The 25,130-nt window shown below is 53.1% G+C and carries 23 protein-coding genes and 2 pseudogenes; 12 read left to right on the top strand and 13 right to left on the bottom strand.

Going from position 1 to position 25,130, the window contains the following annotated elements; all coding sequences use genetic code 11:
* Nucleotides 1-193: 193 nt before the first annotated feature.
* From GHO42_RS06080 to GHO42_RS06070, 3 genes and pseudogenes are all read left to right on the top strand, one after another.
* A pseudogene (locus GHO42_RS06080) lies at nucleotides 194-2,920 on the top strand (FAD-dependent oxidoreductase); the annotation flags it as partial.
* 1 nt (nucleotide 2,921) lies between these two features.
* The gene (locus GHO42_RS06075) at nucleotides 2,922-3,527 is read left to right on the top strand and encodes a sarcosine oxidase subunit gamma (RefSeq protein ID WP_153325987.1); all 606 of its coding nucleotides are present in this window, start codon (nucleotides 2,922-2,924) and stop codon (nucleotides 3,525-3,527) included.
* A 110-nt stretch (nucleotides 3,528-3,637) separates the two neighbouring features.
* Nucleotides 3,638-4,426, top strand: coding sequence for an IclR family transcriptional regulator (locus GHO42_RS06070; protein WP_178114904.1), 789 nt, complete (start codon nucleotides 3,638-3,640; stop codon nucleotides 4,424-4,426).
* Nucleotides 4,427-4,459: 33 nt separating this feature from the next.
* Here GHO42_RS06070 and GHO42_RS06065 read toward each other — a convergent pair whose 3' ends face one another.
* From GHO42_RS06065 to GHO42_RS06015, 11 genes are all read right to left on the bottom strand, one after another.
* Nucleotides 4,460-4,906, bottom strand: coding sequence for a hypothetical protein (locus GHO42_RS06065; protein ID WP_153325991.1), 447 nt, complete (start codon nucleotides 4,904-4,906; stop codon nucleotides 4,460-4,462).
* Nucleotides 4,907-4,952: 46 nt separating this feature from the next.
* Entirely contained in the window at nucleotides 4,953-5,633 is a 681-nt protein-coding gene (locus GHO42_RS06060; RefSeq protein ID WP_153325993.1) for a DUF3313 family protein, read from the bottom strand.
* 230 nt (nucleotides 5,634-5,863) lie between these two features.
* Entirely contained in the window at nucleotides 5,864-6,376 is a 513-nt protein-coding gene (locus GHO42_RS06055) for an acyloxyacyl hydrolase (RefSeq protein ID WP_153325995.1), read from the bottom strand.
* A gap of 154 nt (nucleotides 6,377-6,530) precedes the next feature.
* Complete coding sequence (locus tag GHO42_RS06050; RefSeq protein ID WP_153325997.1) at nucleotides 6,531-6,860, bottom strand: multidrug efflux SMR transporter; 330 nt, start codon at nucleotides 6,858-6,860, stop codon at nucleotides 6,531-6,533.
* 2 nt (nucleotides 6,861-6,862) lie between these two features.
* Nucleotides 6,863-7,204 carry a multidrug efflux SMR transporter gene (locus tag GHO42_RS06045; protein WP_153325999.1) on the bottom strand — a complete coding sequence of 114 codons (342 nt, stop codon included), beginning with the start codon at nucleotides 7,202-7,204 and terminating at the stop codon, nucleotides 6,863-6,865.
* A gap of 65 nt (nucleotides 7,205-7,269) precedes the next feature.
* Complete coding sequence (locus tag GHO42_RS06040) at nucleotides 7,270-7,791, bottom strand: membrane integrity-associated transporter subunit PqiC (RefSeq protein ID WP_153326085.1); 522 nt, start codon at nucleotides 7,789-7,791, stop codon at nucleotides 7,270-7,272.
* Between the two features lie 77 nt (nucleotides 7,792-7,868).
* A complete protein-coding gene (locus GHO42_RS06035; protein WP_153326001.1) occupies nucleotides 7,869-9,560 on the bottom strand; it encodes an intermembrane transport protein PqiB in 1,692 nt (563 codons plus the stop codon).
* A complete protein-coding gene (locus tag GHO42_RS06030; RefSeq protein WP_371926121.1) occupies nucleotides 9,553-10,173 on the bottom strand; it encodes a paraquat-inducible protein A in 621 nt (206 codons plus the stop codon). Before GHO42_RS06030 ends, GHO42_RS06035 begins: the two co-directional genes overlap by 8 nt.
* Nucleotides 10,170-10,775 (bottom strand): paraquat-inducible protein A, encoded by a 606-nt coding sequence (locus GHO42_RS06025; protein ID WP_153326003.1) that lies wholly within the window; start codon nucleotides 10,773-10,775, stop codon nucleotides 10,170-10,172. The genes GHO42_RS06030 and GHO42_RS06025 overlap by 4 nt, the downstream gene beginning before the upstream one ends.
* A gap of 263 nt (nucleotides 10,776-11,038) precedes the next feature.
* Nucleotides 11,039-12,223: a cell wall metabolism sensor histidine kinase WalK gene (locus tag GHO42_RS06020; protein ID WP_153326005.1), complete on the bottom strand. Its 1,185-nt coding sequence runs from the start codon at nucleotides 12,221-12,223 to the stop codon at nucleotides 11,039-11,041.
* On the bottom strand, nucleotides 12,220-12,921 hold the full coding sequence (locus tag GHO42_RS06015; protein WP_153326090.1) for a response regulator: 702 nt from the start codon (nucleotides 12,919-12,921) through the stop codon (nucleotides 12,220-12,222). Before GHO42_RS06015 ends, GHO42_RS06020 begins: the two co-directional genes overlap by 4 nt.
* Nucleotides 12,922-13,005: 84 nt before the next feature.
* On the opposite strand from GHO42_RS06015, the gene GHO42_RS06010 reads away from it, so the two are divergent.
* The 5 genes from GHO42_RS06010 (at nucleotide 13,006) to GHO42_RS05990 (ending at nucleotide 20,515) form a co-directional block, all read left to right on the top strand.
* A complete protein-coding gene (locus GHO42_RS06010) occupies nucleotides 13,006-14,514 on the top strand; it encodes an efflux transporter outer membrane subunit (RefSeq protein ID WP_218575995.1) in 1,509 nt (502 codons plus the stop codon).
* Nucleotides 14,511-15,344, top strand: a complete 834-nt coding sequence (locus GHO42_RS06005) for a MipA/OmpV family protein (RefSeq protein ID WP_153326007.1) — start codon at nucleotides 14,511-14,513, stop codon at nucleotides 15,342-15,344. Before GHO42_RS06010 ends, GHO42_RS06005 begins: the two co-directional genes overlap by 4 nt.
* A gap of 88 nt (nucleotides 15,345-15,432) precedes the next feature.
* Nucleotides 15,433-16,503 carry an efflux RND transporter periplasmic adaptor subunit gene (locus GHO42_RS06000; protein ID WP_153384134.1) on the top strand — a complete coding sequence of 357 codons (1,071 nt, stop codon included), beginning with the start codon at nucleotides 15,433-15,435 and terminating at the stop codon, nucleotides 16,501-16,503.
* Entirely contained in the window at nucleotides 16,500-19,586 is a 3,087-nt protein-coding gene (locus GHO42_RS05995) for an efflux RND transporter permease subunit (protein WP_153326011.1), read from the top strand. The genes GHO42_RS06000 and GHO42_RS05995 overlap by 4 nt, the downstream gene beginning before the upstream one ends.
* Nucleotides 19,587-19,948: 362 nt before the next feature.
* Nucleotides 19,949-20,515 carry a putative glycolipid-binding domain-containing protein gene (locus tag GHO42_RS05990; protein ID WP_153326013.1) on the top strand — a complete coding sequence of 189 codons (567 nt, stop codon included), beginning with the start codon at nucleotides 19,949-19,951 and terminating at the stop codon, nucleotides 20,513-20,515.
* A gap of 76 nt (nucleotides 20,516-20,591) precedes the next feature.
* Here GHO42_RS05990 and GHO42_RS05985 read toward each other — a convergent pair.
* Together GHO42_RS05985 and GHO42_RS05980 are read right to left on the bottom strand one after the other, a co-directional pair.
* Nucleotides 20,592-20,726 (bottom strand): annotated as a pseudogene (locus GHO42_RS05985) (transposase domain-containing protein); the annotation flags it as partial.
* A 634-nt stretch (nucleotides 20,727-21,360) separates the two neighbouring features.
* The gene (locus tag GHO42_RS05980; protein ID WP_153326015.1) at nucleotides 21,361-21,549 is read right to left on the bottom strand and encodes a hypothetical protein; all 189 of its coding nucleotides are present in this window, start codon (nucleotides 21,547-21,549) and stop codon (nucleotides 21,361-21,363) included.
* A gap of 1,037 nt (nucleotides 21,550-22,586) precedes the next feature.
* Here GHO42_RS05980 and GHO42_RS05975 point away from each other — a divergent pair.
* The 4 genes from GHO42_RS05975 (at nucleotide 22,587) to GHO42_RS05960 (ending at nucleotide 25,093) form a co-directional block, all read left to right on the top strand.
* Complete coding sequence (locus GHO42_RS05975; protein WP_153326017.1) at nucleotides 22,587-22,850, top strand: hypothetical protein; 264 nt, start codon at nucleotides 22,587-22,589, stop codon at nucleotides 22,848-22,850.
* A gap of 285 nt (nucleotides 22,851-23,135) precedes the next feature.
* Complete coding sequence (locus GHO42_RS25670; RefSeq protein WP_178114900.1) at nucleotides 23,136-23,891, top strand: hypothetical protein; 756 nt, start codon at nucleotides 23,136-23,138, stop codon at nucleotides 23,889-23,891.
* 109 nt (nucleotides 23,892-24,000) lie between these two features.
* A complete protein-coding gene (locus GHO42_RS05965) occupies nucleotides 24,001-24,231 on the top strand; it encodes an AlpA family transcriptional regulator (RefSeq protein WP_153326019.1) in 231 nt (76 codons plus the stop codon).
* Between the two features lie 4 nt (nucleotides 24,232-24,235).
* Nucleotides 24,236-25,093: a ParA family protein gene (locus tag GHO42_RS05960; RefSeq protein ID WP_153326022.1), complete on the top strand. Its 858-nt coding sequence runs from the start codon at nucleotides 24,236-24,238 to the stop codon at nucleotides 25,091-25,093.
* Nucleotides 25,094-25,130 lie beyond the last annotated feature (37 nt).

Raw genomic sequence — 25,130 nt, 5'->3', positions numbered from 1 at the left:
CTACTTAATACTGCTGCGGTCATCGTCATCCTTGGCCTGGCAATAGCATTCCCTTGGCTCAAGCTCCCCCTGATTTTGTCGCTGTGCTACGGCTTGGCTGCGCTTGGCATTGTAGTTCTGCTCAAAGCGGGACAGATATCGTTCGGTCACGCCATGTACGCCTGTATCTCTGGATACGTGGTGGCCTTTGTTGGGCATCGCTATCCAGGCCGGGCAAGACGCCAACACGCTGGTGCAACTGCCCAGTGAGCCCAACGTACTGGCCGACAGTCACCTGCTGGAACGCGGCGTGCAGGTCACCGGGCAGAACTTCAACGGCTCGCTGGACAACGACAAGGACGCCTACCTCGGCAAGTTCTCCAAATTCATGCCAGTGGGCTTCTATTACCGCTCGTTCTACAAGCCCAAGGGCGCGTGGAAACTCTGGGAGCCGATCATTCGCAAGAAGGCCGGCCTGGGCGTGCTCGACCTGAAGTTCCAGCCCGAGTATTACGACAAAGCCTATCTGTTCGCGGACCTGGCCGTCATCGGCGCAGGCCCGGCCGGTCTTCAGGCCGCCCTGACGGCCGCCAACGCGGGCGCCAAGGTGCTGCTGATCGAGCAACAGCCGGTCCTCGGCGGCTCGCTGACGTACGCCCGCTTCGACCTCGAAGGCACCCGCGCCGAGACCTTGCGTCGTGAACTGGTCAACGCTGTCGAAGGCCACGCCAACATTCGCGTGCTGAAAAAAGCCACCTGCAACGCCTGGTTCACTGACAACTACCTGCCGGTGATTCAGGGCAAGCGCATGTACAAAGTGCGGGCTACGCAATGCCTGATTGCCAGCGGCTCGTTCGATCAGCCGGTGATTTTTCGTAACAACGATTTGCCCGGCGTGATGCTGACCAGTGCCGCGCAACGCCTGATGAAGCTCTACGCAGTCAAGCCGGGCAAGCGCGCGGTGGTGCTGACGGGCAACGATGATGGTTATCTGGCTGCGCTGGATCTGCACGATCAGGGCGTTGAAGTGGCTGCGCTGGTGGACATGCGCAGCAACCCCGCCGACCGTAGCCTGCTACTGGCGCTGGAAAAGCGCGGCGTCGTCTGTCACTTGGGCAGCACCGTGTTTGAGGCGCTGCACGAGAAAGGCATGCGCCACGTCAGCGGCGCCGACATCCGCAAGATCACCGGGCAAGGTCAGGTGGCCAGCAGCGGTCTGGTTCTGGAGTGCGATCTGCTGTGCATGTCCGGCGGCTACATGCCGGTCTATCAGTTGTTGTGTCAGGCGGGTGGCAAGCTGGCCTACGACGATCAACTGGCAGAATTCACCCTCAGCGGGCTGCCGAAAAACCTCACCGTCGCAGGCTCGGCCCACGGCTATCACGCGCTGGACAACGTGTTGGCGGACGCCATTCATACCGCCGCCGACATCGTCGTCGCGCTGGAGCTGGAGCTTGCGGCCAAGCCCCTGGCGATGCGTCCCGAAGCGCAGGTCAACTTCCCCTGGCCGATCTTCCCGCACCCCAAGGGCAAGGACTTCGTCGACTTCGATGAAGACCTGCAAGTGCGTGACATCGTCAACGCCACCAAAATCGGCTACCGCGACATCCAGCTGGTCAAGCGCTACTCCACGGTCGGCATGGGCCCGTCCCAAGGGCGTCATTCGGCGCTGCCAACCGCACGGCTGGTTGCCGCCTCGACGCAACGCAGCGTCAGCGAAACCGGCGTCACCACGGCACGTCCGCCTTTTGAAGCCGAGAAACTCGCCCACGTCGCAGGACGTGCGTTCGATCCGTACCGGCAGACGCCGATGCACAAACGGCATGTGGAGGCCGGGGCGAAGATGATGCCTGCCGGCATCTGGCAGCGTCCCGCGTATTACGGCAAGGCCAGCGAGCGCGACGCGTGCATGCAGGCTGAAGCGCTGCACGTGCGCAACAAGGTCGGCATCATCGATGTCTCGACGTTGGGCGGTCTGGACGTGCGCGGCCCGGATGCCGCCGAACTGCTCAACCGGATGTACACCTTCGCCTTCCTCAAGCAACCGATTGGTCGCTCCCGTTATGCGCTGATGACCAACGAACAGGGCGTGGTGATCGACGACGGTGTGTGCGCACGCTTCGGCGAGAACCATTTTTACGTCACCGCCACCACCAGCGGTGTCGATCGTATCTACCAGCAGATGCTCAAGTGGAACGCACAGTGGCGGCTGGATGTGGACATCGCCAACGTCACGGCGGCGATTTCGGCGGTCAACGTGGCCGGGCCGGATTCACGCAAAGTGCTGGAAAAGGTTTGCCAGGACCTGGACCTGTCGGCTGAAGGTTTTCCTTATCTGGGCGTGCGTCAGGGCACCGTGGCCGGGATCAAGGCGCGCTTGCTGCGGGTCGGGTTCGTCGGCGAGCTGGGGTATGAGATTCACGTCCCCGCTCGTCACGCACTGACGCTGTGGGACGCCTTGATGGAAGCCGGCAAAGCCTTCGATATCCGCCCGTTCGGCGTCGAAACCCAGCGGCTGCTGCGCCTGGAAAAGGGCCACGTGATCATCAGTCAGGACACTGACGGCATGACCCATCCGGGTGAGATCGACATGGGTTGGGCGGTGAGCCGGACCAAGCCGTTCTTCGTCGGCCGTCGCTCGGTGGACATCCTCGAAGCCCAACCGCAGAAACGCAAGCTGGTGGGTTTCACGCTGCCCAAGGCCAGCCCGCAACCGCTGGAGGGCCATCTGGTGCTCAGCGGTCCGGACATCAGCGGCAACGTGACCTCCTGCGAGTACTCGCAATCCCTGGACCAGATCATCGGCCTGGCCTACGCCGCCTTTGATCAAAGCCAGCCGGGGCAGCACATCCCGATCCGCGTCGAGGACGGCGTGATCGTCCAGGCCACGGTGGTGAAACTGCCTTTCTTCGATCCTGAAAACCAGCGCCAGGAGCTCTGACATGTCGAGCCTCAACACAGAAACCTACATCGAACCCGCTCCGCTTCAGCTCGGAGCTTTACACCAATGCGTGCTGGTCGATCTGACCGACTTACCGAGGGTCGGCTTTCGCGGTCAACAGAGCGCCGCGTACTTGCAGGCGCGAGGGTTTACTCTGCCGGATGCGCCGAACCAGGCCGTTACCCAGGCAGACGGCAGCCATGTGGCGCGCCTGTCGCAAACCGAGTACTTCATCCTTGGCAGCCTTGCGGACCGTGGCGAACGCATCGCCGACGAGGAGGCGCGTTGGGAGCTGGATCACAGCGCCAACTACCTGTTGCCCCGAGAGGACAGCCACGCCTGGCTGCACTTGAGCGGCGTGTGCATTGCCGAGGTCATGGCCAAGCTCTGCGGCGTCGACCTGCGCCCCGCCGCATTTCCGCCAGGCGCCGTCGCGCAGACGTCAGCGGCGCGCATCAACGTCATCGTGATCAACCTGGGCTCGAAGGGGCAACCGGCGTTCCAGATCCTGTTCGACCGCGCCTCGCTTGCGTACTTCAAAGGCGCGGTGCTGGATGCCATGGCCGAGTTCGATGGGCAGGTGCTGGGGATTGAAGCGCTGGATTGATCGGAAGCCGCGCCAACCCTGCAGGGGCTGGCCACTTCAAATCTGTCAACGCCGGAACGCCGTGGTGCTAAGTGCGATGAGGGCTGTAATCAAGGAGCCACCCGATGAACATGGCTGAAACGCCCGACAAAGACACCGACTACAGCGTCCCTGCCCTCGCCCGCGGGCTCAGTGTGCTGGGCATGTTCAACGCCCGCACGCGCAGCCTGAGCATTCAGGAAATCGCCGAGCGCTTGGGGGTCAGCACCTCGGCGGTGTATCGCATTCTGTTCACGCTGACCCACATGGGTTACCTGAACAAGCACAACACCCAGTATGAACTCGGCGCACGGGTCATCAGCGATGGTTTCAGTTATCTGGCCAGCCGCGACATCGTTGAAGTGGCGATGCCGCACCTCAACGAGCTCCGTGATCGGACGTCGTTGTCCTGCCACCTGAGCATCCGCGAGCAGACCGACAGCCTGTACCTGTATCGCGCTTTTGCGGCGCAACGACTGTCCGTGAACATTCCGGTGGGCACGCGCATCGCCTGTCACTGCACCGCCATGGGCCGCATGCTGTTGACCGCGCTGGACGAAATAGAGCTAGGACAACTTTATCAACACATCCGTCTGGACGACTATCCGAACCCAGCACCCCGTACACTAGTGGAATTACAAAGCTTAATTGCCGATGACAGAGCACGAGGCTGGGTACTGCATCGGTCCGATTATTCGACAGCTATTGCAGCATCAATAAAAGATTATAGCGGGAAAGTAGTGGCCGCTATCAATCTGTCAGGGCCCGATGCAGTAATGGATCCCGTCGGAATTGAAACGCAGTATCGAGAATTATTATTGCATTGCAGCTTTAGCATTAGCAGCGAGCTAGGTTACCAAAAGCAACAAGGGTCACCGTAAAAAAGCCACTCTCTAATGAGAGTGGCCGTTCTCTTATGCAGTGACGTTAACCATATTCCCAGAATTTTCACTCCCAGCGCCTTTTACAGCTTGCAACAATGCAGCCATTACAGTCTGTAACGCTGCTGACGTGCTTGATATCTGAGTCTGAACAGCGCCAACGGCGGCCGCTTTCAACTCGGCAGCCTGTTGGCTAGATTGAATTTTTTGTAGCTGTTGTTGTTCTTGCTGGAGCTGCTTTTGAAGCTCAGCTATCTGACGTTTCAATTGCGACATTAGATCAGATGATGAAGCGCCAGAGTTGCCCTCTCCCCTATTCGTTTCTTTATCGGCTTCTGAACTGTTCGCACCTCTGGCAGGTGCTACACCAGAGAGCTGTAACTTTGCTACATCTTTGTTGTTAGTATCACTAGCAGCCATCCTGCTAGTAATACGTGTGAGGCCGCCAGTATTTACATCATCATTGAAAATTTTTATCACACGCCACCTTTTCCAATTATTAATTCACCGCCTAATCGGCTCATCGTCAGCGTTTACTCAACGGAGAGATAAACGAGGTAGCATCAACGGCAAAGCGTCCAGCGAGCGTACGAGCGTGGGAGGTACGGCTATAGTTCCCAAAAAACTCCTTAAGTCCTCCCGAGTCCGCCCACAACAACATTGCCTTTTGCTCGCCAGTATTGCCATCCAACGCCTCCAATTCGACAGCCAAAGCGCCGTTCAGTAGCGGTCCTATGGCCAGGGAAGTTACGGTATTGATCACAGGAGATGCCTCTGTAATTCGTGTAATACGAATTTTTATACGAAGAACAGGCTCAGTAGTAGGGTCACCCTTCAAATCAAACTTCTTTCGCATCTGCGCATTAATATCATCACGCAGCACGTCTGAAATTTCTGTGCAGACCTCAGGAGATATTTCCTTGGCAACGGCAGGAGCAACCTGCACCGACTCTATCACGGCCACTCTATACCGACCAAAATCGGCTGGCTGGGGAGGAATCGACATCTCGTTTTCACCGCTTGCTGCCAAGCCCTGATAAGACGTGGCCTGGTCAGATTTTAGTGGAGTATGCGAGGCACACGCACTAATACCGAAAACCGCCGCGATCAAAAAACAGCCTTTCCCAAAATAACGGATTTTATCTGAGACTTTATGCGAAGCCCCACATACCAAACTTGCACGCCGCGCACTCTTTGAAGTATTCATATATTAGCCCTTAATGATTGATACACCTGGTCTCGCGCAAAAATAGCGCGAACACACAAAACCAACGCTCGTAAAAAACAAGATGCAGCGCGATCGCACGCCTCGCATTGAACAATGCCGAAACAACAATCACTGTGTAAGAAACTACATCTAGAAACTTCAGATATCAGACGTTATAAATTTAGCCAGCAGGCTGATCAGCACAACTTAAAAACATTTGCATAGGTGGACTAAAAATCGTGACTATAGAATAAAGAAAAAGACTCAATTCCATCATTCGGTTCTTTTATCCCAGCATTTGAGTAATGTATTGCCCGAACACCAACTTTTTGAGTCTCACCGATTTTCAAGCCAGCACCTAGACGATCCTCAAAGTTAAAAGCGGACCCCAGAGCCCTATCACCTGCATCTCCTCCGGAGAAAACGGCTAAACCCACCCCCAACTCTATGAAAGGTTTGATGTGAGAGGTGCCGAACTCGTAGACGAAAACGGGAGCAAAAGATAAGGAATGTCTAGCACCAGCTTTTCTACCAGCCTCCCAAAAGGTGTAACCGAAATCCCAATATCCTGTAAGTTTCCCCATTCGACTCTGCAACCATGAACTGCCCCAATTCACGTTCACACCAGCGCGAGCAGTCAGGCCGCCCTGACTTGTCGAACCAACAGACGAGTACAACTCAACGGCCTGCGAGGCAGAGGAAAAAAATAAAAACAGAAGTGTTGCCATGATGACTCTTTTCATACCTACACCCCTTAATCTCAGATATCTAACTCTTCCATAACTTTAGATTTTTCTATAAAAATACCGCCAGGGGAGATTCCGAGAGGCGTAGTACTAGTGAAAAATTATCCTACTGCACCCCCCATGACCAGCATTAACTGCGAGCATGACACAATCAACCAGTCTGCTGAGCGCCTAGTTTAATTAGCAAAACCCCACCAACAATTAAGATAATACCCAACCCCATTAATTTAGTAAGTGGATCTTTAAAAAGATAGTTCGCAACAATTGCAGTCAGGGCCACACCACATGCAGACCATATCCCATAAGCTACTCCGACACTCAACCCTTCAGCAAGAGTCAAACTGAGCAATGAAAACGCAATTAAATAGGAAGCCAGAACTGGTAAAATCCATACTTTACGGCGAAAACCATCTGAAGCACGCATTGAGAGCGTGCCTGCGACTTCGAACAAAATGGCGCCAATCAAGTAGATCCAACTCATTGTCATTCCTCCACTTTGCGATGAGATGCGACAGATCCCGCTTCAACTAGCCAGACGCCAGCGATGATGCAAACGATGCCTAGTCCCATAATCCAGGTAAGGGGATCTCTGAACAAAATATGCGCCACCACGGCGGTAAACGCCACTCCGCAAGCGGCCCAGATACCATAGGCGACGCCAATAGCCATTCCTTCTCGCAGCACCATGGAAAGCGCTACGAACGCCCCCATATAGCCGCAGATAACGATAACGATCCACTGAGGATTATCCACCGCAGCGCGAAGTGAGAGCGTCGCCACAACCTCAAGTACTATCGCCATAACAAGCCATATCCACTGTTTCATTCGGTTTCCTCGTTAGCTAATTTGCTGTAGCCGCCGCACAGCCAGAGTTTGTAGAAATCCAAGATTTAATTTGAGCAAGCGTAGTCCGAGCTTGCCATCCAAGGTATCACCGTCTGAACAATGCGGACGCTGAGCTCCCTTATCAATTGTTGATGCGCCAAAACCAACGCGCCCATTTCAGCGGTCGCCTCCTGACGAATCACTGATGTGCAGCTCAAGCTTCTGCGTGGACCAGCTCCCCCAGTATTTCTCAGGCTCCAAACTGCCTCAATTAAAGCATAGCGCCCTGGAACCATCTCGAGACGACGCATGTCGACCTGTATGGACACATTTTGCAAACCTGAGTCGCGGGCGACACCTGCCCTGTCCGCCCGCCCCATCTGCAGTCTTAGGTGATGACGTAGCGCAGATCTCACTTCATCTGCCAAGGGCGAGGCCCAGCGCTCTGTCTCTAGTATCTGGACGCCACTTTCTCCTTGACGAACAACTATCTGAGGCTGATCAACTTGAGCCGGTACGTTAACGGTCGTCAGTTCATACTGAAACGGCGCCACTGTTTGGGTGGTCGGTGAATCCGTTGCAGGCATCAGCGTGTAATAATGCGTGGGCGCAGAGCTGCAAGCAGTCAGTGTTAAGCACGCTACGAGGACATAAAAACCTATTTTCACTCAGATGACTCCGAAGATAGGGCGGGTGACGAGGAATTGCTGGAGCGAATACCATCAGGTTGCCCATCCTTCACTCTGCCGCGAATCAACGCTTCTGGGTGTCGACTCAGCAAATCGCTAAGTACACGCACTGATCGTGCAGAACGCTGTACTTCATCCATCACCTGACCAAATTGCTGGCGCTGTGGGGAGTCCTCAGCAAAACTCTCATTGACTATGGTCAGCGTTCTTTGCGTCTGGCCTAACGCATCACGCATTTGCGGCAGTACCTGTCCATTGACCTGCTGCAATGTCTTACGCATTTCTACTAAGTTTTTATTGAGGTTACCTGCAATCTGCTCGAACGGAACTTTACTAATCGTTTCCACGATACGCTGAACCTGGTCTTGCAGTTTGTCTAAGCTCCCGGGAACCGTTGGCATTTCCATAGGACGAGCGGCTAAATTGAAACGTACAGGCTGAGCATTTGGAACGAAATCAAGTGCAATATAAAGTTGCCCCGTTAATAAGTTTGCAGTGCGAACTTGAGCACGCAGCCCCTCTTTGACGAATGCTGATATTAACTGTGCTGACTTTTTACCATCTTCATCTTCGCCTGTACCATACGCCGTTAGTATTTGGTCATAAGCCTGGCCTAAGCGCTGGGGGTAAATAACCGCGCCAACCATAACCGCGAAACTATTGGTTGAAGGATTGAAGTCCAGATCGGTAGACACAACCTTTCCAATGTTCACGCCTAAGAATTCGACAGGCGCATTTACCGCTAAACCACGCATTGACTGATCGAAATGCATTCGAATGAAGAAGGGCTCACCATCTGGTGGAGCCAAAGCAGTTGCTTGGTCTTTAAATAACGGGAAGGCGCTACGCTCTTCAGTATTTTTAGCATCGGCACCATAGGGCGGTTCCATAAAAGCAATGCCGCCCGATACGATGGATGCGACTGACTGGGTATTAACCTTCAGCCCTTCTGCGCCAAAACTTACGTCTACCCCACTGGCATTCCAGAATCGAGTTCCAGAGGTGATAAATTTATCATTTGGTGCATTAATGAAAATTTCAATTTCGACACCTTTGCCATCAACAGACAGCTGGTAAGAGACAACCTGCCCGACTTCGATGCGTCTGTAGTAAACGGGAGAACCAATGTCAAGCGAGCCAAGATCATCCGCGCTCAATGTAAAACGCGTCCCTTTCTGCCCATAGGTAATTGGCGGCGGACTTTCCAATCCCTTGAAAGCCACCTTAGTTTCACTTGATTCACCGGGATCTGCGCCAATAAAAGCGCCCGACAAAAGCGTATCGATGCCCGAAATACCCTGTGCACCGACGCGAGGTCGAACAACCCAAAAACGCGAATTTTGAGCTGTAAACGCTTTAGCTGAACGCTCTAATTGAACAGTCGCCACAGCGTGATCACGATCATCGCTCAAAGAAATATTAGCGACTTGGCCGATGACTACATTTTTGTATTTCACCTGAGTTTTGCCCGCCACCAGACCTTCGGCACTCGAAAAACTGACTTGGATTTCTGGTCCCTCTGACAGAAGGTTATGCGCGGCCATCGATACCCCGATCAACGCCGCAACTATAGGAAGCAACCAAACCAGTGAGAAGCCCTTGCTTCGATCTTTTACATGAGGCCTTTCAGGCGCTCGGTTAGCACTGACACTCACTTGATCAGACATTTTCTACCTCAGAATCCCAAATAAGTCGGGGATCAAAACTCATAGAAGCCAGCATGGTGAAGACCACCACGAGGCCAAAAAAAACGATCCCGATTCTGGGTTCGATATTGCTCAATAACTGAAATTGTACAAGTGCAGCCAGCACCGCGACGACCAACACATCGAGCATGGACCAATAGCCAATGCGTTCAACAATGCGGTAGAGATTAGATCGCTCTAATGTGCGCCATCGGCTGCGGCGCTGGGTGCTTGTGAGTAGCAGGAACATAATAAGAAACTTCATACACGGCACTACCACACTGGCTACAAATATCAATAACGCTATGTCCCAAGCACCACTTTTCCACAGTTCGATCACACCACTCATGATGGTGCTGTCACGACCATGACCTAAAATATCAGTACGCATGACCGGCATTAAATTAGCCGGCACATAAAAAATCATTCCAGTGAGGAGCAGCGCCCACGTTCGAATAAGACTATTGGGCTTACGGTGGTGAAGTTGTGCGCCACAACGATCGCAAATAATCGCGACAATGGAGCACGCCTTTTTACAGGTGTGACAAAGAACCAATTGTAGTTCCGAGGCGCTTGGAGGACTTCGAGTCATCATAAGTAGCGCGCCTCGCCCCATAACCGTTGAATGCTTTTATTGGTTACAACAATACTGATAACGCAAAGCAACACTAACGCCAATAGCCCCACTCCTGGCTGAACATCTAACAACCCATTCAGTTTAATGAGCGCGACTAAAACACCCAGCAAGCATACCTCGAGCATGCTCCAAGGTTTTAAATCCACTAACAGTCGCATGCAGCGTTCAAAACCAGGCGCACGTCGATGTCGGTTAGCAAATCCAAGCAACCAGCACAGTAAAGCGATTTGCAGACCCGGAGCCAAAATAATGCATAACCCAGCCACAAAAGCGATCGGGGTAACTTCGCCTTGCGCTAATGCCCAAACCGAAGACCACAGTGTCGCCTGATTACCCACCCCCTCAAAACTCACATCTATGACAGGAAACACGTTGGCAAAGACGAACAAAAGCGCACTGGCGATAGAGACGGCAAACAATTGCTCAATCGTAAATGATGAACCCTGTTGAAGCACTCCCTCGCACCGTGTGCAAAACGCGGTCTGACCAGGTTCCAGCATTACAGATTCGAAAACTAAATCGCAATGCTCACAGATAATCCAGTCAGAATTTTGCTGCATGTAAGTTTTCCTAAACGTGGGTTCGACACACCATTCACTCTTACTGAATAACTACGTAAACGTATAGAACACTCAAAGATTCTTAACCAGGAACCCACAAGCTGTCAGTAAACGAGGAGCAATGGTCTAATTTGAAAAGCACAGGGCAAGGCTACACTGCGCTTTTCAATAAACGATTCAGAAAATATCAAGATTTTATCAAGATGTAGCAATACTCGCTGAGGCAGTGCGCGGCGAACGCCACGATCACCGTGTGGAGGTTCTCAATTAAGCGCCGGGATTGATATTTGAATAGCCAAGCCCCCACCCTCGCGGTTGGACGCACTGATATTACCGCCGTGTGCCTCACAAATCGCCGAGGCAATTGACAACCCCAACCCCGTACCGCCCCAAGGCCGGGCGCGAGAACTTTCAGCTCGCCAGAAACGGTCAAACATGCGTGATAGCTGATCCTCCTCAACTCCTGGGCCTCTATCGGCGACAACCAAAAAAAAAGCACCGTCAAACTGACTTGCTGTCACTTCGCAATGTCTACCTTGAGCGGCATAGCGCAGCAAGTTGTCAATCAGAATCGACAACGCCTGGCCAATCCTATCTCGATCAGCCATCAGCGTGAATTCACGTACAGCATTAACCTGCACCACAACACCCGCAGCGACAATCTGAGGCGCAGCCCATTCAAGGCGCTCAGAAATCAGCTCATTCACGGAAAACCGGCATTTCTCCATGGCCAACTGGCCAGCCCGGGCCAGAGACAACAAATGCAAATCACCCACCAGTCGATTCAGCTGGTCAAGCTGACCTTTAACCAGCATTAACTGTTGAGGATCACTGGGGAACACCTCGTCCAGCATGCCTTGCACGCGCCCCATCGCTGCATTGAGCGGAGTTCTAAGCTCATGGGCGAGCACCGCACTGGACACACGAACCTCGCGCTCATACTGCTCAAGCTTCGCAGTCATCCTGTTGAAGTCTTTCGCCAGTTTTCTAAGCTCGGCGGGAGCACCAGGGACACTTGGCGCCCGTACCGAAAAGTCCCCCTGTGCAACTTTGCGGGCAGCGCGGGCAACATCTGAAAATTGTTGAGACAATGGCCGAGAAGCCAATAAGCCACCTAAAATCACGACCGGAATTGAGACCATGACAAATAGTGCAAGCCACCACCAATCACGGTTTGCCATACCTGGGAGAAAGTCTCCTACGTCATAATAACGTTGAAATAGCTCCCACAATCGAGCTTGATTGTAATTTGGATCTGCGCGAAGTTCTTCGAGTTCGGGCCGTACCGACGCGGGGATCTGCTGAGTCGTCGTGTAGTCCCAAATCGCGAATCGCAGCCACATGCCAAATGCAATACTGAAAACTACACCTAGTGCAAGCAAGCTCATGCGCAGGCAAACCCAATACCAAAGTGTCGAGCGAGTTTTACGCGAAAAGGGGAATTTCATTGTGCCCTCCGAAACCGATAACCGACGGCTCGGACGGTGACCAACACATCAGTTATACCATTCACTTCCAACTTCTTGCGAAGATTGTGAATATGAGTGTCTATGACGCGATCTAAAGCTCCACTTTCAGGCAAGCACGCCTCTAACAACTCATTGCGCGTAAATGCTTTGAATGGGGCACGGAGCAAGGTTGCTAATAAATTAAATTCAGTCGGAGTTAGATCCAACAATGCGCTCCCCATTTTTCCTCCCTCTACATGCGCGGTAAATGTTTGGAGATCAACCAATAGGGAACCGTCTCGAAGTTGATTTTTTGGCGCAAGGACGCCGGCATCTGTTCTACGAAGAACTGCCACTACCCTGGCAACCACCTCCTTAGGATTATAAGGCTTAACTACATAATCATCTGCCCCGTAACGAAGTGCACCTAATTTTTCTGGCTCATCACCAATCGCAGTCACCATAATTACGGGTGTATTTCCCAAACGGCGAATGATTGAAAGAACTTCTGTACCACTAAGTTTAGGCAGCATCACATCCAGCAGGACCAAATCCGGTCTCCAACGGGCATGCATTTCTACACCGCGCTCGCCATCCTCGGCGATAGCCACCTCAAACCCATCACGACGAAGATATGCCTCGAGCGTGTTTGCACTTAAGGCGTCGTCCTCAACCACCAGCACCTTTTTGCCTACCATAATAGCCTCTTGATGAAACCTTGATAATTTCCGCAACGTTTCTTGAAAGTCATATGCAACCATCTATTTCCAAGATAACAGCGAATGGTTGAGTTGATGGCTACTTTCTTACCAACAGAGAATCAGACCGGTTTCTTCCGACGCGGTGGGACACTCGTATTCGGGGTGCTGCTCCCTGTAGTCATCAGTCTATCTGCATGTTCACTGGCTCCAACGTACCAGCGACCTGAAACATCGATTCCTGCAAGATTTGATACTTCGACGGTTCCCACCTCGAAGGCTCCGGAAGGAAGATCGGAACCGCTCTCTACCCAGGAGCGCCTTTTCCTTACGGCGTTTTCGACAAGCGATGATCTTGTCCCGCTCGTCGAACGTGCCTTGGCTAACAATCGTGACTTTAAAGTCGCGACGCTCCAGGTCGAACAAGCACGCGCGCTAAATCGCATTGATCGCGCACAACAGCTGCCCAGCGTGAATGCCTCAGTCCAACGCTTCCGTCAGAAATTCAATGATCCCAGCCTCGACGCTCGCTACGGACAGAAATTGAGTGCTGCGACCATTGGTACATCGGATTTCGAGCTGGATTTCTTCGGTCGGGTCCGCAGCCTTTCCGACGCATCCAGGCATCGGTATTTGGCAAGTGCTCAAGGACAGCGCGCGTTTCGCGGTGCTCTTATTTCAGAAGTCCTACGTGCCTACGTCATTGATCGCGCAGCTGCGGCTCAAGCACAGCAACTGCAAAACGCATATCTCGATACGCTGACCCTGCTCAATCTTGCCGAACGCCAACGAGACGTTGGGACATTATCTGAAGATGAAGTGAACCTGCAACGCAGCGACACCGAACACTCACACGCAAGCATGCAGCAGGCTCAAACCGACTCGGCTGGCGCACGAAATGCGCTGCAGCTGCTGACTGGCTACGCCGGCGCGCCCCCCGCAGGAAAGGTCGAAGAGTTGGCCAATCCGAATGAGTCGCTCGACTGGCTAAATTCGTTGCCTTCTGAGGTACTGCTGGAACGTCCCGACATCCTTCAGGCGGAGGAGCAACTGCGGGCCTCCAATGCTGACATCGGCGCGGCGAGAGCCGCGTTCTTTCCATCAATTACGTTGAGTACCTCATTGGGTACTGCTAGCGATGGTCTGGGAAACCTGTTCGATGCAGGTGGCCGCGTTTGGACCTTCATTCCTCAAATCACACTGCCCATTTTCAATTATGGCCGCAACAGCGCCAATCTCGATCTGGCCCAGCTACGTAAAGAGGCGGCAGTGGCCGACTACGAAAGAACCGTGCAATCAGCGTTCCGAGAAGTATCCGATGCGCTCATTGCCCGCACCGCGCTGATTGAACGAGTGCGTAGCGAGCGTGGACTGGGGATCACAGAGGATGAACGTGTTCGGCGAGCGACTGCGCGCTTCGACGCGGGATGGGAGGACCAACCGCGGCTATTGTCGGCACGCCTGCGGCTCCACCAAACCCGCATCGACGGTATTTTCGCGCAACGGGACTTAGCCCTTAATCGTATCGCTCTTTTCCACGCCTTCTATGGCGTAAGCATGAACGCTCCAGCAACGTTAGGAAAAAAATCATGAAAAAACTTTCTGCATACGCATTACGACGCTCAGCTGCCCACGTGTTCTACGGTTCGGTCATGTCCTTGCCGTTGGCGCTTCAAGTGCAGGCTGAAACGGCCTCAATTGCCGACAGCATCTTTGGTGGCGAAACTCAAGCTAGCATCGGTGTCGGTGTTGCGGGTGGGCCCCGCTACATGGGCTCAAAGGACTACCGAAGTGTGCCGGTCCCGGTGCTCTCGCTAAGCCGTGGCATTTTTTTTGTTGATACCTACCGAGGGTTAGGCTTGCAATGGCAGTCGCCTTCCGGCTTCTACATCAGTCAGTCATTTTTCTACGACGCTGGCAGGGATGATCGCAATAACGACTTCAGGCCTGGGTCTAACCGACTCTCAGGCATGGGCGAAGTCAACAACACAGCAACCAGTATTCTGTATCTAAGTCAGCAAGTGATGCCGTGGCTCTCGGTCAATGGCGAAGCCGAATTTGCGCTGGATGGTGGAGAAAGGGGCACACGCTATCGCGCCGGGCTCGAAGCGACGGTATTGAACCAGTCCAGAGACATCATTGTGCTTGGGCTTGACGTCCGAGCTGCCGATCATCGCTACAACCAGGCCTATTTCGGCGTAACTGGCCAGCAATCTCAGCAATCGAGGTTTACTGCATTTACCCCTGGGGGCGGCCTGAATCAGTATGCTCTGAACGCGAACTGGACTCATAAATTTGACGAAAACTGGTCAACGTATGTGCTGGTAACCGCATCGGAATTGGGCGGAAAAGTTGAGGACAGCCCTCTAATCGAACGCAAAGGCGCTGTGAGCGCCGTTACCTCCATTAGTTATACGTTCTGACCCTGCTAGACGGCAGCCGCTCAACTATCAAACATCGGGAATACATGTCGTGATCCATGCCCCTCGCGCGCCTCTTGTACCTTTAATAATGATGTTAAGTCTAATTGCTGGATGCGGTCGTTCAACACCGCCCCCACAACCCCCACCTCGTTCGGTGAAGGTTGAAACCGTGCGTGATAGCGATGGCAATCGCCTCCCTATTACGGGTCGGATCCGGATTGAACAACGCGCTGATCTGAGTTTTGAAGGTTCAGGCCGTATAGCTTCCATCGCCGTGGATGTTGGCGATACGGTTCGGCGCGGACAAACACTCGCACGGCTGGATCCAGAGCCTGCACAACTTAAACTACAACAAGCCCGTGCGGATGTGAGCGCTGCAAAAGCGCAAAAAGCTGAACGAGAGCTGAATTTTCGCCAGCAACAAGCATTGTTTGATGATCGCGTGATCTCACCCGCTACCCTCGCTGGTGCGCGTGCGGCCTACCTGAGTGCCAACGAGCAGTTGGACAGCGCAAAGGCAACAGAGGCCCTGGCCAGTCGAGCCGTGCGCACCAGCGCCATTGTGTCGCCATTTAATGGACGCATAGTCGCTCGTTCAGTTCAGCCCTTCGTAGATGTGACAGCGGGGCAAAGCGTGCTTCAGATTGAGGGCGCCGAGAAGGCTGAAGTCGTCGGTATGCTTCCCGCGACATTGGTCACTAAACTCAAGCCTGGGGATGTCGCGTCAGCCTATACAAATACAAACCCCACGCGAGTTGTCTCCATCCGATTGGAAAGCCTGTCCAGTCGCTTGGAAAATGGCGCGCTGGTACAAGCCATCTTTCGTCCCGTCGAGCCTAACAGCGAGCTGCGAAGCGGCGAGGCAGTCCTAATTACGTTGCCAATAGCGCAAGCACAATCACCCTCTGTACCGGTGACAGCACTTCTCCCACAAACGCAGAGCAAACAAGCGAGTGTCTTTGTGTATGACCCAAGGACCTCCAAAGTCAGCCGTCGTGAGGTCACCCCCGAAACGGTGGAGAACGGTCGAGTGCTTGTACATGAAGGCCTTGCCGTCGGCGAAACCGTCGTGGTTGCAGGCGCCGCATTCCTGGTTGAAGGTCAGGAGGTGCGTCTGTATCAACCCGCCACCCACATTGGCCGAGACAAAGCCTTATGAACCTGACGCGAAGCGCACTCGGCGCGAGCCGGCTGACTTTATTTACCGCACTTCTGATTTTGATAGGCGGCGTACTAACGTTTCTTCGGTTCCCCTCTCAAGAGGAGCCAACGATCACCATTCGTGACGCGCTTGTCGCAATTTACTTCCCGGGTATGCCGGCAGAGCGCATAGAAAATTTGCTAGCCAGACCGACCGAAGAAAAGTTACGTGAACTGGCGGGCATCAAAAAGATCATCACAACTGTGCGCCCCGGAAGCGCAATGATTCAGATCACGGCCTACGACCAGGTCAAAGATCTTAGCGCGCTGTGGCAGCGGGTACGCGCTAAGGCGAACGAGGCAGCTGCAGGATACCCGCAGGGCACCCTCGGGCCGTTTGTCGATGATGATTTCGGCCGCGTGGCGGTAGCGTCAGTCGCAGTCACGGCACCCGGTTTTAGCATGAGCGAAATACGCGAGCAGCTTAAAAATACTCGTGAGCAGCTCTACGCTTTACCAGGTGTTGAACGTGTCTCTATATACGGCTTGCAAGAAGAACGCATCTACCTCGAATTTGACCGCCAGCGCCTGGCTGGCCTCGGGCTAAGTCCCAACGCTGTACTGGAGCAACTGCGTACTCAAAACGTTGTGACACCTGGAGGACTGCCCTCTGTTTCCGGATCGGCTTTCACCGTTATGACTACCGGTGAAATGCGTACTCTGGACGACCTGCGTCGCTTTCTAATCTCCGCACCGAGGGGCAATGACACAACAGTTGTGGCATTGGGTGAATTGGCAGACGTTCGTTTGATGCCAGCCGATCCGCCGGAAACGGCGGCAATTTATGAAGGGCAACCGGCCGTCGTACTTGCCGTTTCGATGGCATCCGGCCAGAACATTGCAGCTTTCGGCCTCCAATTACGTCAACGATTGAACGAAATCGCCAAGCAACTGCCTGCCGGTTTTTCCCAACACGTCGTGACCTTCCAGGCCGACGTGGTTGAGCGTGAAATGGGCAAGATGAACAGCGTGATGGCCGAGACGGTCATTATCGTGATGGCTGTGGTGATGTTATTCCTCGGCTGGCGCACCGGGCTTGTGGTGGGGGCAATCGTGCCGCTAACCATTCTCGGGTCATTAATTGTTATGAGCGCTCTGAAGGTCGAACTGCAAACGGTGTCCATCGCAGCGATCATCATCGCCCTGGGACTTCTGGTGGATAACGGCATTGTGATTGCCGAAGACATTGAACGACGTCTTCAGGCTGGAGAGGAGCGCCGCTCCGCCTGCATAGAGGCAGGGCGTACGTTAGCCATTCCACTGTTGACTTCATCCTTGGTTATTGTGTTGGCGTTTTCACCTTTTTTCCTAGGTCAGACCAGCACAAACGAGTACTTGAGATCACTTCCGATAGTGCTCGCTGTAACGCTGCTGGGGTCGTGGGTATTGAGCCTGACGGTAACACCCTTGTTGTGCCTTTACTTTGCCAAGGCTCACGCCCCAGCAGCCAATAATGAGGCTGCCTACGATTCAAAATTGTATCGGGGCTATCGACGCGTTATCCAAGCGCTCATGCTCCATAAACTGATGTTCATTGCCGTGATGCTGGTTATGCTGACTGGAGCCGTTGCGGTACTCGCGTCCCTCCCCTACAGTTTTTTGCCTGAGTCAGATCGGTTGCAATTTCAGATGCCATTGACGCTAGAACCGGGTACCGATTCTCGTAAGACACTGCAGACCGTCAAGGACATCAGCAACTGGCTAGCGAATGACCAGGAAAATCCAGAAATTGTCGACAGCATCGGCTACGTCTCAGACGGTGGCCCACGTATCGTACTGGGATTGAATCCACCGCTGCCTGCGACGAACGCCGGTTACTTCACCATCAGTGTGCGCCAAGGTAGCGACATGGATGCGGTGATCGCGCGCGTGCGCAATCATATGCTTGAGACCTACCCGCAAGTGCGTGCTGAGCCAAAACGATTTTCCCTTGGCACTACCGAATCTGGAAAGGCGGTCTATCGCGTCAGCGGACCGGACGAGACCGTATTACGTGCAGCGGCCGACCATATAGCTAAGGCTTTGCATGGCCTGCCAGGCACGGTCAACGTGCAGGACGATTGGGATGCTCGAATCTCACGTTACGAAGTGGTGGTTGACCAGGTGCGCGCCCGACGCGCTGGCGTGACCAGCGCCGATGTCGCTCAAGCGCTACAGACTCGGTACTCAGGCGCACAGGTGTCTCAGATCCATGACGATGACACGACGGTGCCCATCATGCTACGTGGGTCGACGACTGAGCGTGACCAAGCTGAAGACGTGGGTAGCACATTGATCTATCCGCAAGCGAACGGCTCGCCGGTTCCGCTGGCTGCTGTAGCGCAGGTGACACTCAGTTCAGAGCCCTCTGCGATTCAGCGTCGGAATTTAAATCGGACCATTACCATCTCAGGCCGTAATCCCGATCTGACGGCGGCGACCCTAGTCGCGCAGATTGCGCCGAAGGTGGCAGAGTTTAAACTTCCACCTGGATATCACATTGAAATTGGCGGGGAAATGGAGGAGTCCGCAGAGGCCAATGAGTCGTTAGTGCAATATATGCCAGTTGCCGTATTGTCGATGTTGTTACTGTTCGTCTGGCAATTCAACTCGTTCCGAAAACTGCTGATCATCGTCGCCAGCATCCCATTTGTACTTATTGGCGCCGCACTGGCATTGGTGGTAACCGGCTATCCGTTTGGATTTATGGCGACATTTGGATTACTGTCCTTGGCAGGGATCATTGTGAATAACGCGGTCTTGCTGCTGGAGCGAATTGAGGTGGGTGTCGCCGAAGGCCAATCCCGTCATGATGCTGTACTGACGGCAGCCGTAGAACGGCTAAGGCCGATCTTGATGACCAAACTGACCTGCATTGTCGGACTGATCCCGTTGATGATGTTCGCCGGCCCTTTGTGGACAGGCATGGCGATTACGCTAATTGGCGGTTTGGCGCTAGGCACCTTAGTCACATTAGGGTTGATCCCGGTATTGTATGACCTACTTTTCGCAGGCAGCATCGGGGAGCGGATTACCAACAAGGAAAAAGAACACCACATATAGACTTGCAGCAAGCGCTTAATCGAAAGCGCTCCACCATAACGCCCTCCCCGGGCCGGTGATAGGCGACAGCGGGCGTCGGTCGCGTCCAATTTTCGATGCGACCGATGGCTCACAGATAGGCCAAGCTCGGAGGGAAAGGGCGGTAAGCGACCAGCCGACTCACTTTGCGTGCTTTATCGATAACGAATTTCGGCAGTAATTTTGCATTACTTCTCGCCAGTTGTGCGCGGTATTCCTGCGGCGCCCCATACGTATCATCTAAGTTCAGACGCGGAGATAGGATCAAACCCATGAGCCTCTCTACGCTGCAAGCTACGCTCACCTAGTAACATTGCTAACACGCTCCGCAAAGGAAGAAACGGATGAAGACAGTTGCTCAATGGTGCGATTGGGACGGGCATGGCCTGGATCATTGCTCGTTTTTTGAGGGTGGTGATCATTCAATCCTTGAAGGCGTTGTCATCGGTACTCGCGAAGGAGATTACGGTGCGCACTACTATGTCCGTACTGACGCTCTTTTCCGCACACGCGAGGTGCGGGTCGAGTATGTCAGCGGCCCACGTATGCACGTAAGCGCTGATGGCGAGGGGCGCTGGCACGATCTGCTTCGCGACGAGCCAATACCATCATTAGCGGGTTGTTTGGATGTCGATATCGGCGTGACACCTGCAACGAACACGCTGCCTATCAAGCGCCTCAAATTACGGGAGCAGGCTAGTGAAGATATCGTTGTAGCGTATGTTCCTTTACTTGCCCAAGTTACAGGTGATTTATTACCTAGGTCTGCCCAGCAACGCTATAGGTGTCTAATACTCAATCGACAGTACCGATATGAGGGATTTTTTCGGGCATTTACTGCTGATCTCGAAGTGGATGAGCACAGCCTTGTACTCGACTATCCTGAAACATTCCGAAGAGTTTCACTGTAAATGTTAGCACCGGAGTTTTTTTATGGGGGGGCAACAGTTACTGTATGCTGCCAACGCACCACCGATGGGGCAATAGCTACAATATATCACTTGCCCGTTGCGTCGGTAGACGCGCGAGAACGCCCTTCAAACAGGCATACGGCTCATGCCCATCCAGCCGTGCAGACTGGATCAAGCTCATGATCGCTGCCGCTGGTTTGCCGCTGCGCAGTAACGGCCTAATACAATCACCAGTTTGAGTCCGAGATCGTGGCCCCCGACCAACTGCCGGCCTTTTTCGCCTACCCGCCCGCCCCACATTGCTCAGAGACTCAGAGACTAGAACAGGACGATCCCGATCGAGTGACACTCCGCTTAACTACGCTAGGCTTGTTCGGCGAACATTTACCCAAAAATGCTAACCGTTGCATGCATGCGAATGCATTCTATTAGATAACCATTGTCACCAACACTTGCACCCTGTAGTACAGGGCCTAACAATTAAGCGTACGGCCAACTCATCTTGACGTAAGCGTCCGGCTAGGACTTGATACTCTAGGAGAGACAGATCAGCACCGACAGCTTTAGGCTTGAGGAGACACTCGCACTTCTCCCAGCTGAAAAAAGCGCTGTGCAGATGGACAGGCAACAGGATGCTTACAGGCGTAGCACTCACAGTGCGATCCGCTCGATGCTCAATAGCAACGGTAGTCCTCCTGGTACTCGATCTCATGCAGCAACCACAAACCTTTAGCTTAGGTAGGTGACTTGGCCGGCGCTTACCCTAACAAAAGGTAAACCAGCGACGCGTAGAATCTTAAAATGACCTCGAAACGACAAGGCGTAAGCTGAGCGCAACACGCAGATTAATCGATATCTATCGCCTTAAGGCTATCAATTAAATTTATCAACTGCTCCACCTGGGCCATAAGCTCCACACCATTGTGTGGTTGGCTAGAACGCTTAAGATCGAACGCTAGCTCGGCAAGCCGTTCGGCGTACAACTCAAACTTGCTAATAATAAGCGAGCGCTCGAACTTGGACATCTGGGCCATCACAACACCTCTTTTTATGATCATGGCCTCTAAACTATCTCGATCTTTTGAATAATCGGTCGAGCTTTTGTCAATATTTCGTCAAGGTGCTGATTTACGACTAACTTCAGCCTTTCCAAAATTACTAACTAATTGATTTATAAAGAAATAGCATATAACCAAAGACACACACATGTTAAATATTGCGGCGGCGTGGCGAATGGCTGCGCTGGCACTAGGAGCTCTCAGACTCATAGCGCCCTAAACAGGCTCATGTTGATCTACAGTAGATCTGGGCCAAGACCGGGTCGGTATGCTTAAGATTCCAACCGCCTCCCCCGGCCAGCAAATTAATGTCTAGTGATCAAGCTCAAGTCTTTGCCAAAAGCTCGCATTCGAATGCTGACCGCAATCTGATCGGCCATTCATCGCCCAGGCCTCTGAATATCCAGCCCTTAATAAATAATTGATCGCCCCTTCATACAATCTTGATAATCAAATGACAGCCTACGGGTAGACGTAACGCGAAATTCGTTTTAGATGCCACGTGCTTAAATTGGGTCGATCCTACTTTTAGCTCTGGTGGCTCTCCGCCATAAGCATTTTCTCCTTTGGGGCTATGGCGTTTTTCTCCTGCAGCTGTCGTCTTAGGCCTCGGCTGCCAAGACCGGTCGGCAACTTTAGTGCTGGATCGTTGATTTCAAGACGCTAGCTAGCTATCAGAAGAAGGATCTTCACCTAACCTCATCGACCACTAATACCGTCTACACACCTATTCACTACCCATGCTGGGCTGTACCTCAAAATAGCACCATTCGTTTGGGTCGCTTGGTAGCGGCAAGCTCATTTCTTCGAAAGCAAATGTGCGACCTACTATGAATTCCCTGCTTCCTATTTGAGTAAAAAACCTTCTAGGCAGAGACAGGACGGCGTCAAAAATGCATAGTGATTATGGTGGTACACAGCAGCAGATCGCGGCTCGACTCTAGACTGCGCGAATCTCCATGGTCGCCAGTTTTCCGCTCTGGGTCGGGTATCAACGAGAAGGAGGGCAATTCATGCTTGAGCCCCTACAAGGCGCCACCAATCAGTTTTTTGATGACTTGTGCAGGTTGGTAGACCCTCGAGAAGATCTGCCACTTTTGCGACCTCAGGTCGAAGCATATCGCTGGGAAGCCCTACATCATGCGGGAATGGTAAACATATATCATCAAATGCAAGGTTTTTTGTGCGGTCTGATGGTTTCCGAAGTATTGGACATCGAACAAGGTCGGCACCTGAATCAGCGCCTCGAGAATTGTCATGACGGTGGATGGCGTTGATGAGTGCTTCAGCCGGTACGACGGACTACTGACGTGTCAAACAATATTTACGGGTATCGTATCAATCGTTCGTGTTGCTTTGTGACGCCCAAACCGTCCTGTGAGGGAACGGCTCGGCAATCTTCGAATAGCGCCCTACAAAAACACCTGAAAAACAGCATCAGGACCACAGAAATTGCAACTTATCAGGGAAAATAGGACAGCAACCGCATGGAAGCCTAGGTCAAGTGTTGGATCTTTAGACATTACCTAGCGGGTCTGCCCTTTGATAACAAGGCGACCTCTATGTACGACCGCAATACCTTCGGCTCGATCGAAAAGCTGTTTTATAGTCCAATCGAAGCAGCAATACGCTGGTGCGATTTAATTGCTCATGAGGCTCAGATTCTGGAGTCAGCATGGGAGACCCCAGGGCGAATTATCCAGGGCTTTCCACAATGGCCCTGCTTGCACATCAAAATGGAAAAAATTCTGGATGCCATCCGAAACCACGAACTACCTTACGGAGCTCTGGGAACTACGGTTGCACCAGGTACTCCCGTCGATATTAAATTACTGACCGTCAGGCATTCGGATTTAAAGCGGTGGATGTTTCACTACCATCCAGATCAGCGCCCCCCCTTCCTTTTCAGCCAAGTTACAGCGGATAAAGTTGCTATCCATTACAGCACCTACTTGATATTGCAAGCAGATCGGGACGCCTTACAGGTGCAGCTAAAGGCAACCAAGAAGCATCTCCAAACGCTGATCGATGAGCTAAAAGCAGCTGGGCTGGAGCGCGAAAATCTGCGCATGCTTGCCGAAAACAAAGAGCAGCTCAGTAACCAAAGTAAAGCGAGCTACCTGAATGTCATTGGAGCGCTGGTAAGTACCATACTGGGATCGTCTTCAACAGGAAGAAAGCACTCTATTTTCGATAGCCAGGCTTCTATCGTCGACTCTATAACCGCGCATTACGACGGAGTACCGGGGCTTAGCAAGCGATCGTTGGACGAGAAATTTGCGGCCGCCAAACGTAGTCTCGCCCAAGCCAAAAGATGAGGGTTGCACTGCAATCACCGACGTTGCATTGCAATGACCGACAGCATTTTCTGGTATTGAATCCAGGTCACTTCCCACCCAACGCCATCTGGCTCTAGGAGTGACCACCATGTCCCACCAATCCTCCCCCACCGTTGCTACACCGCCAAAACAAATCGAACGTCATATCATGCGGCGCGACGAGGTGGAGCGTAAAACCGGTTTCAAGCGTGCCCACATCTACAACTTGATGAAGGAAGGTAAATTTCCTCAGGCTAAACGCATTGGCATGCGTGCGGTCGGCTGGGACTCGCTGGAGATTGAGCAGTGGGTCGTTGAACGCTTAGATAACCAGGCCTGATGCCATGCGTGTGATTTCGGTGGTCTCCACCAAAGGAGGCGTGGGTAAAACCACGATAGTCGCCAACCTTGGCGGCCTATTGGCAGATGCGGGTCTGCGCGTTCTGCTGCTTGATCTGGATAGCCAACCCACCCTCTCCAGCTATTACGCCTTGAGTCAGAAGGCTGATGTGGGGGCGTACGAGTTCATCGCGCTCAACTTAACAATCCCCGAGCAGTTCATTTCCAAAACAGTGATTGCAGGACTTGACCTGATCCTATCCAACGATGACCAAGGCCGACTTAGCTTGCTATTACTACACGCACCGGATGGGCGATTGCGGCTGCGCAATCTGCTTGGCATATTGCGCCCCCATTATGACCTGCTGTTGATCGACACACAGGGTGCACGCAGCGTCCTGCTGGAGATGGCCCTATTGGCCTCCGATCTCGCCCTTTCCCCTATCACTCCGGAAATGCTCGCGGCCCGCGAACTGCGCCGCGGTACCTTGAAGCTGCTCAGTGAGCTCGAACCGTTTAGTCACTTGGGCGTTTCACCGCCCCCCTTACGGCTACTACTTAACCAGGTGAACGCCAATCGGGTGGACAGCCGGATGATCATCCATGGACTGCGTGAAAGCTTCGCTAAGGTGACCAACATCTCTGTACTAGCTAACGTAGTTCCCGACCGAGTGGTGTATCTCAACGCTGCTTCTCTTGGGTTACCGGCCCATCGAATCGAGAAGCGTCGGTCACATCAACAACGCTCTCCATCAGCACGTCAAACCATGCAATCGCTAGCCATCGAGTTGTTTCCGCAATGGCGTGAAGAAATTTCTACGCTGAGTCGAGCCTGGGAGGAATCAACACGCGAGTCTTTCTAGCCCGGTCGTTTTTGTTCTATTGACCTGAGTACTAATA

This window comes from Pseudomonas sp. FSL R10-0056 (assembly GCF_009600105.1).
Classification (GTDB): domain Bacteria; phylum Pseudomonadota; class Gammaproteobacteria; order Pseudomonadales; family Pseudomonadaceae; genus Aquipseudomonas; species Aquipseudomonas bubulae.
The sequence above is the reverse complement of the archived record's forward strand: the minus strand, read 5'-3'. Positions and strand labels throughout refer to the sequence as shown.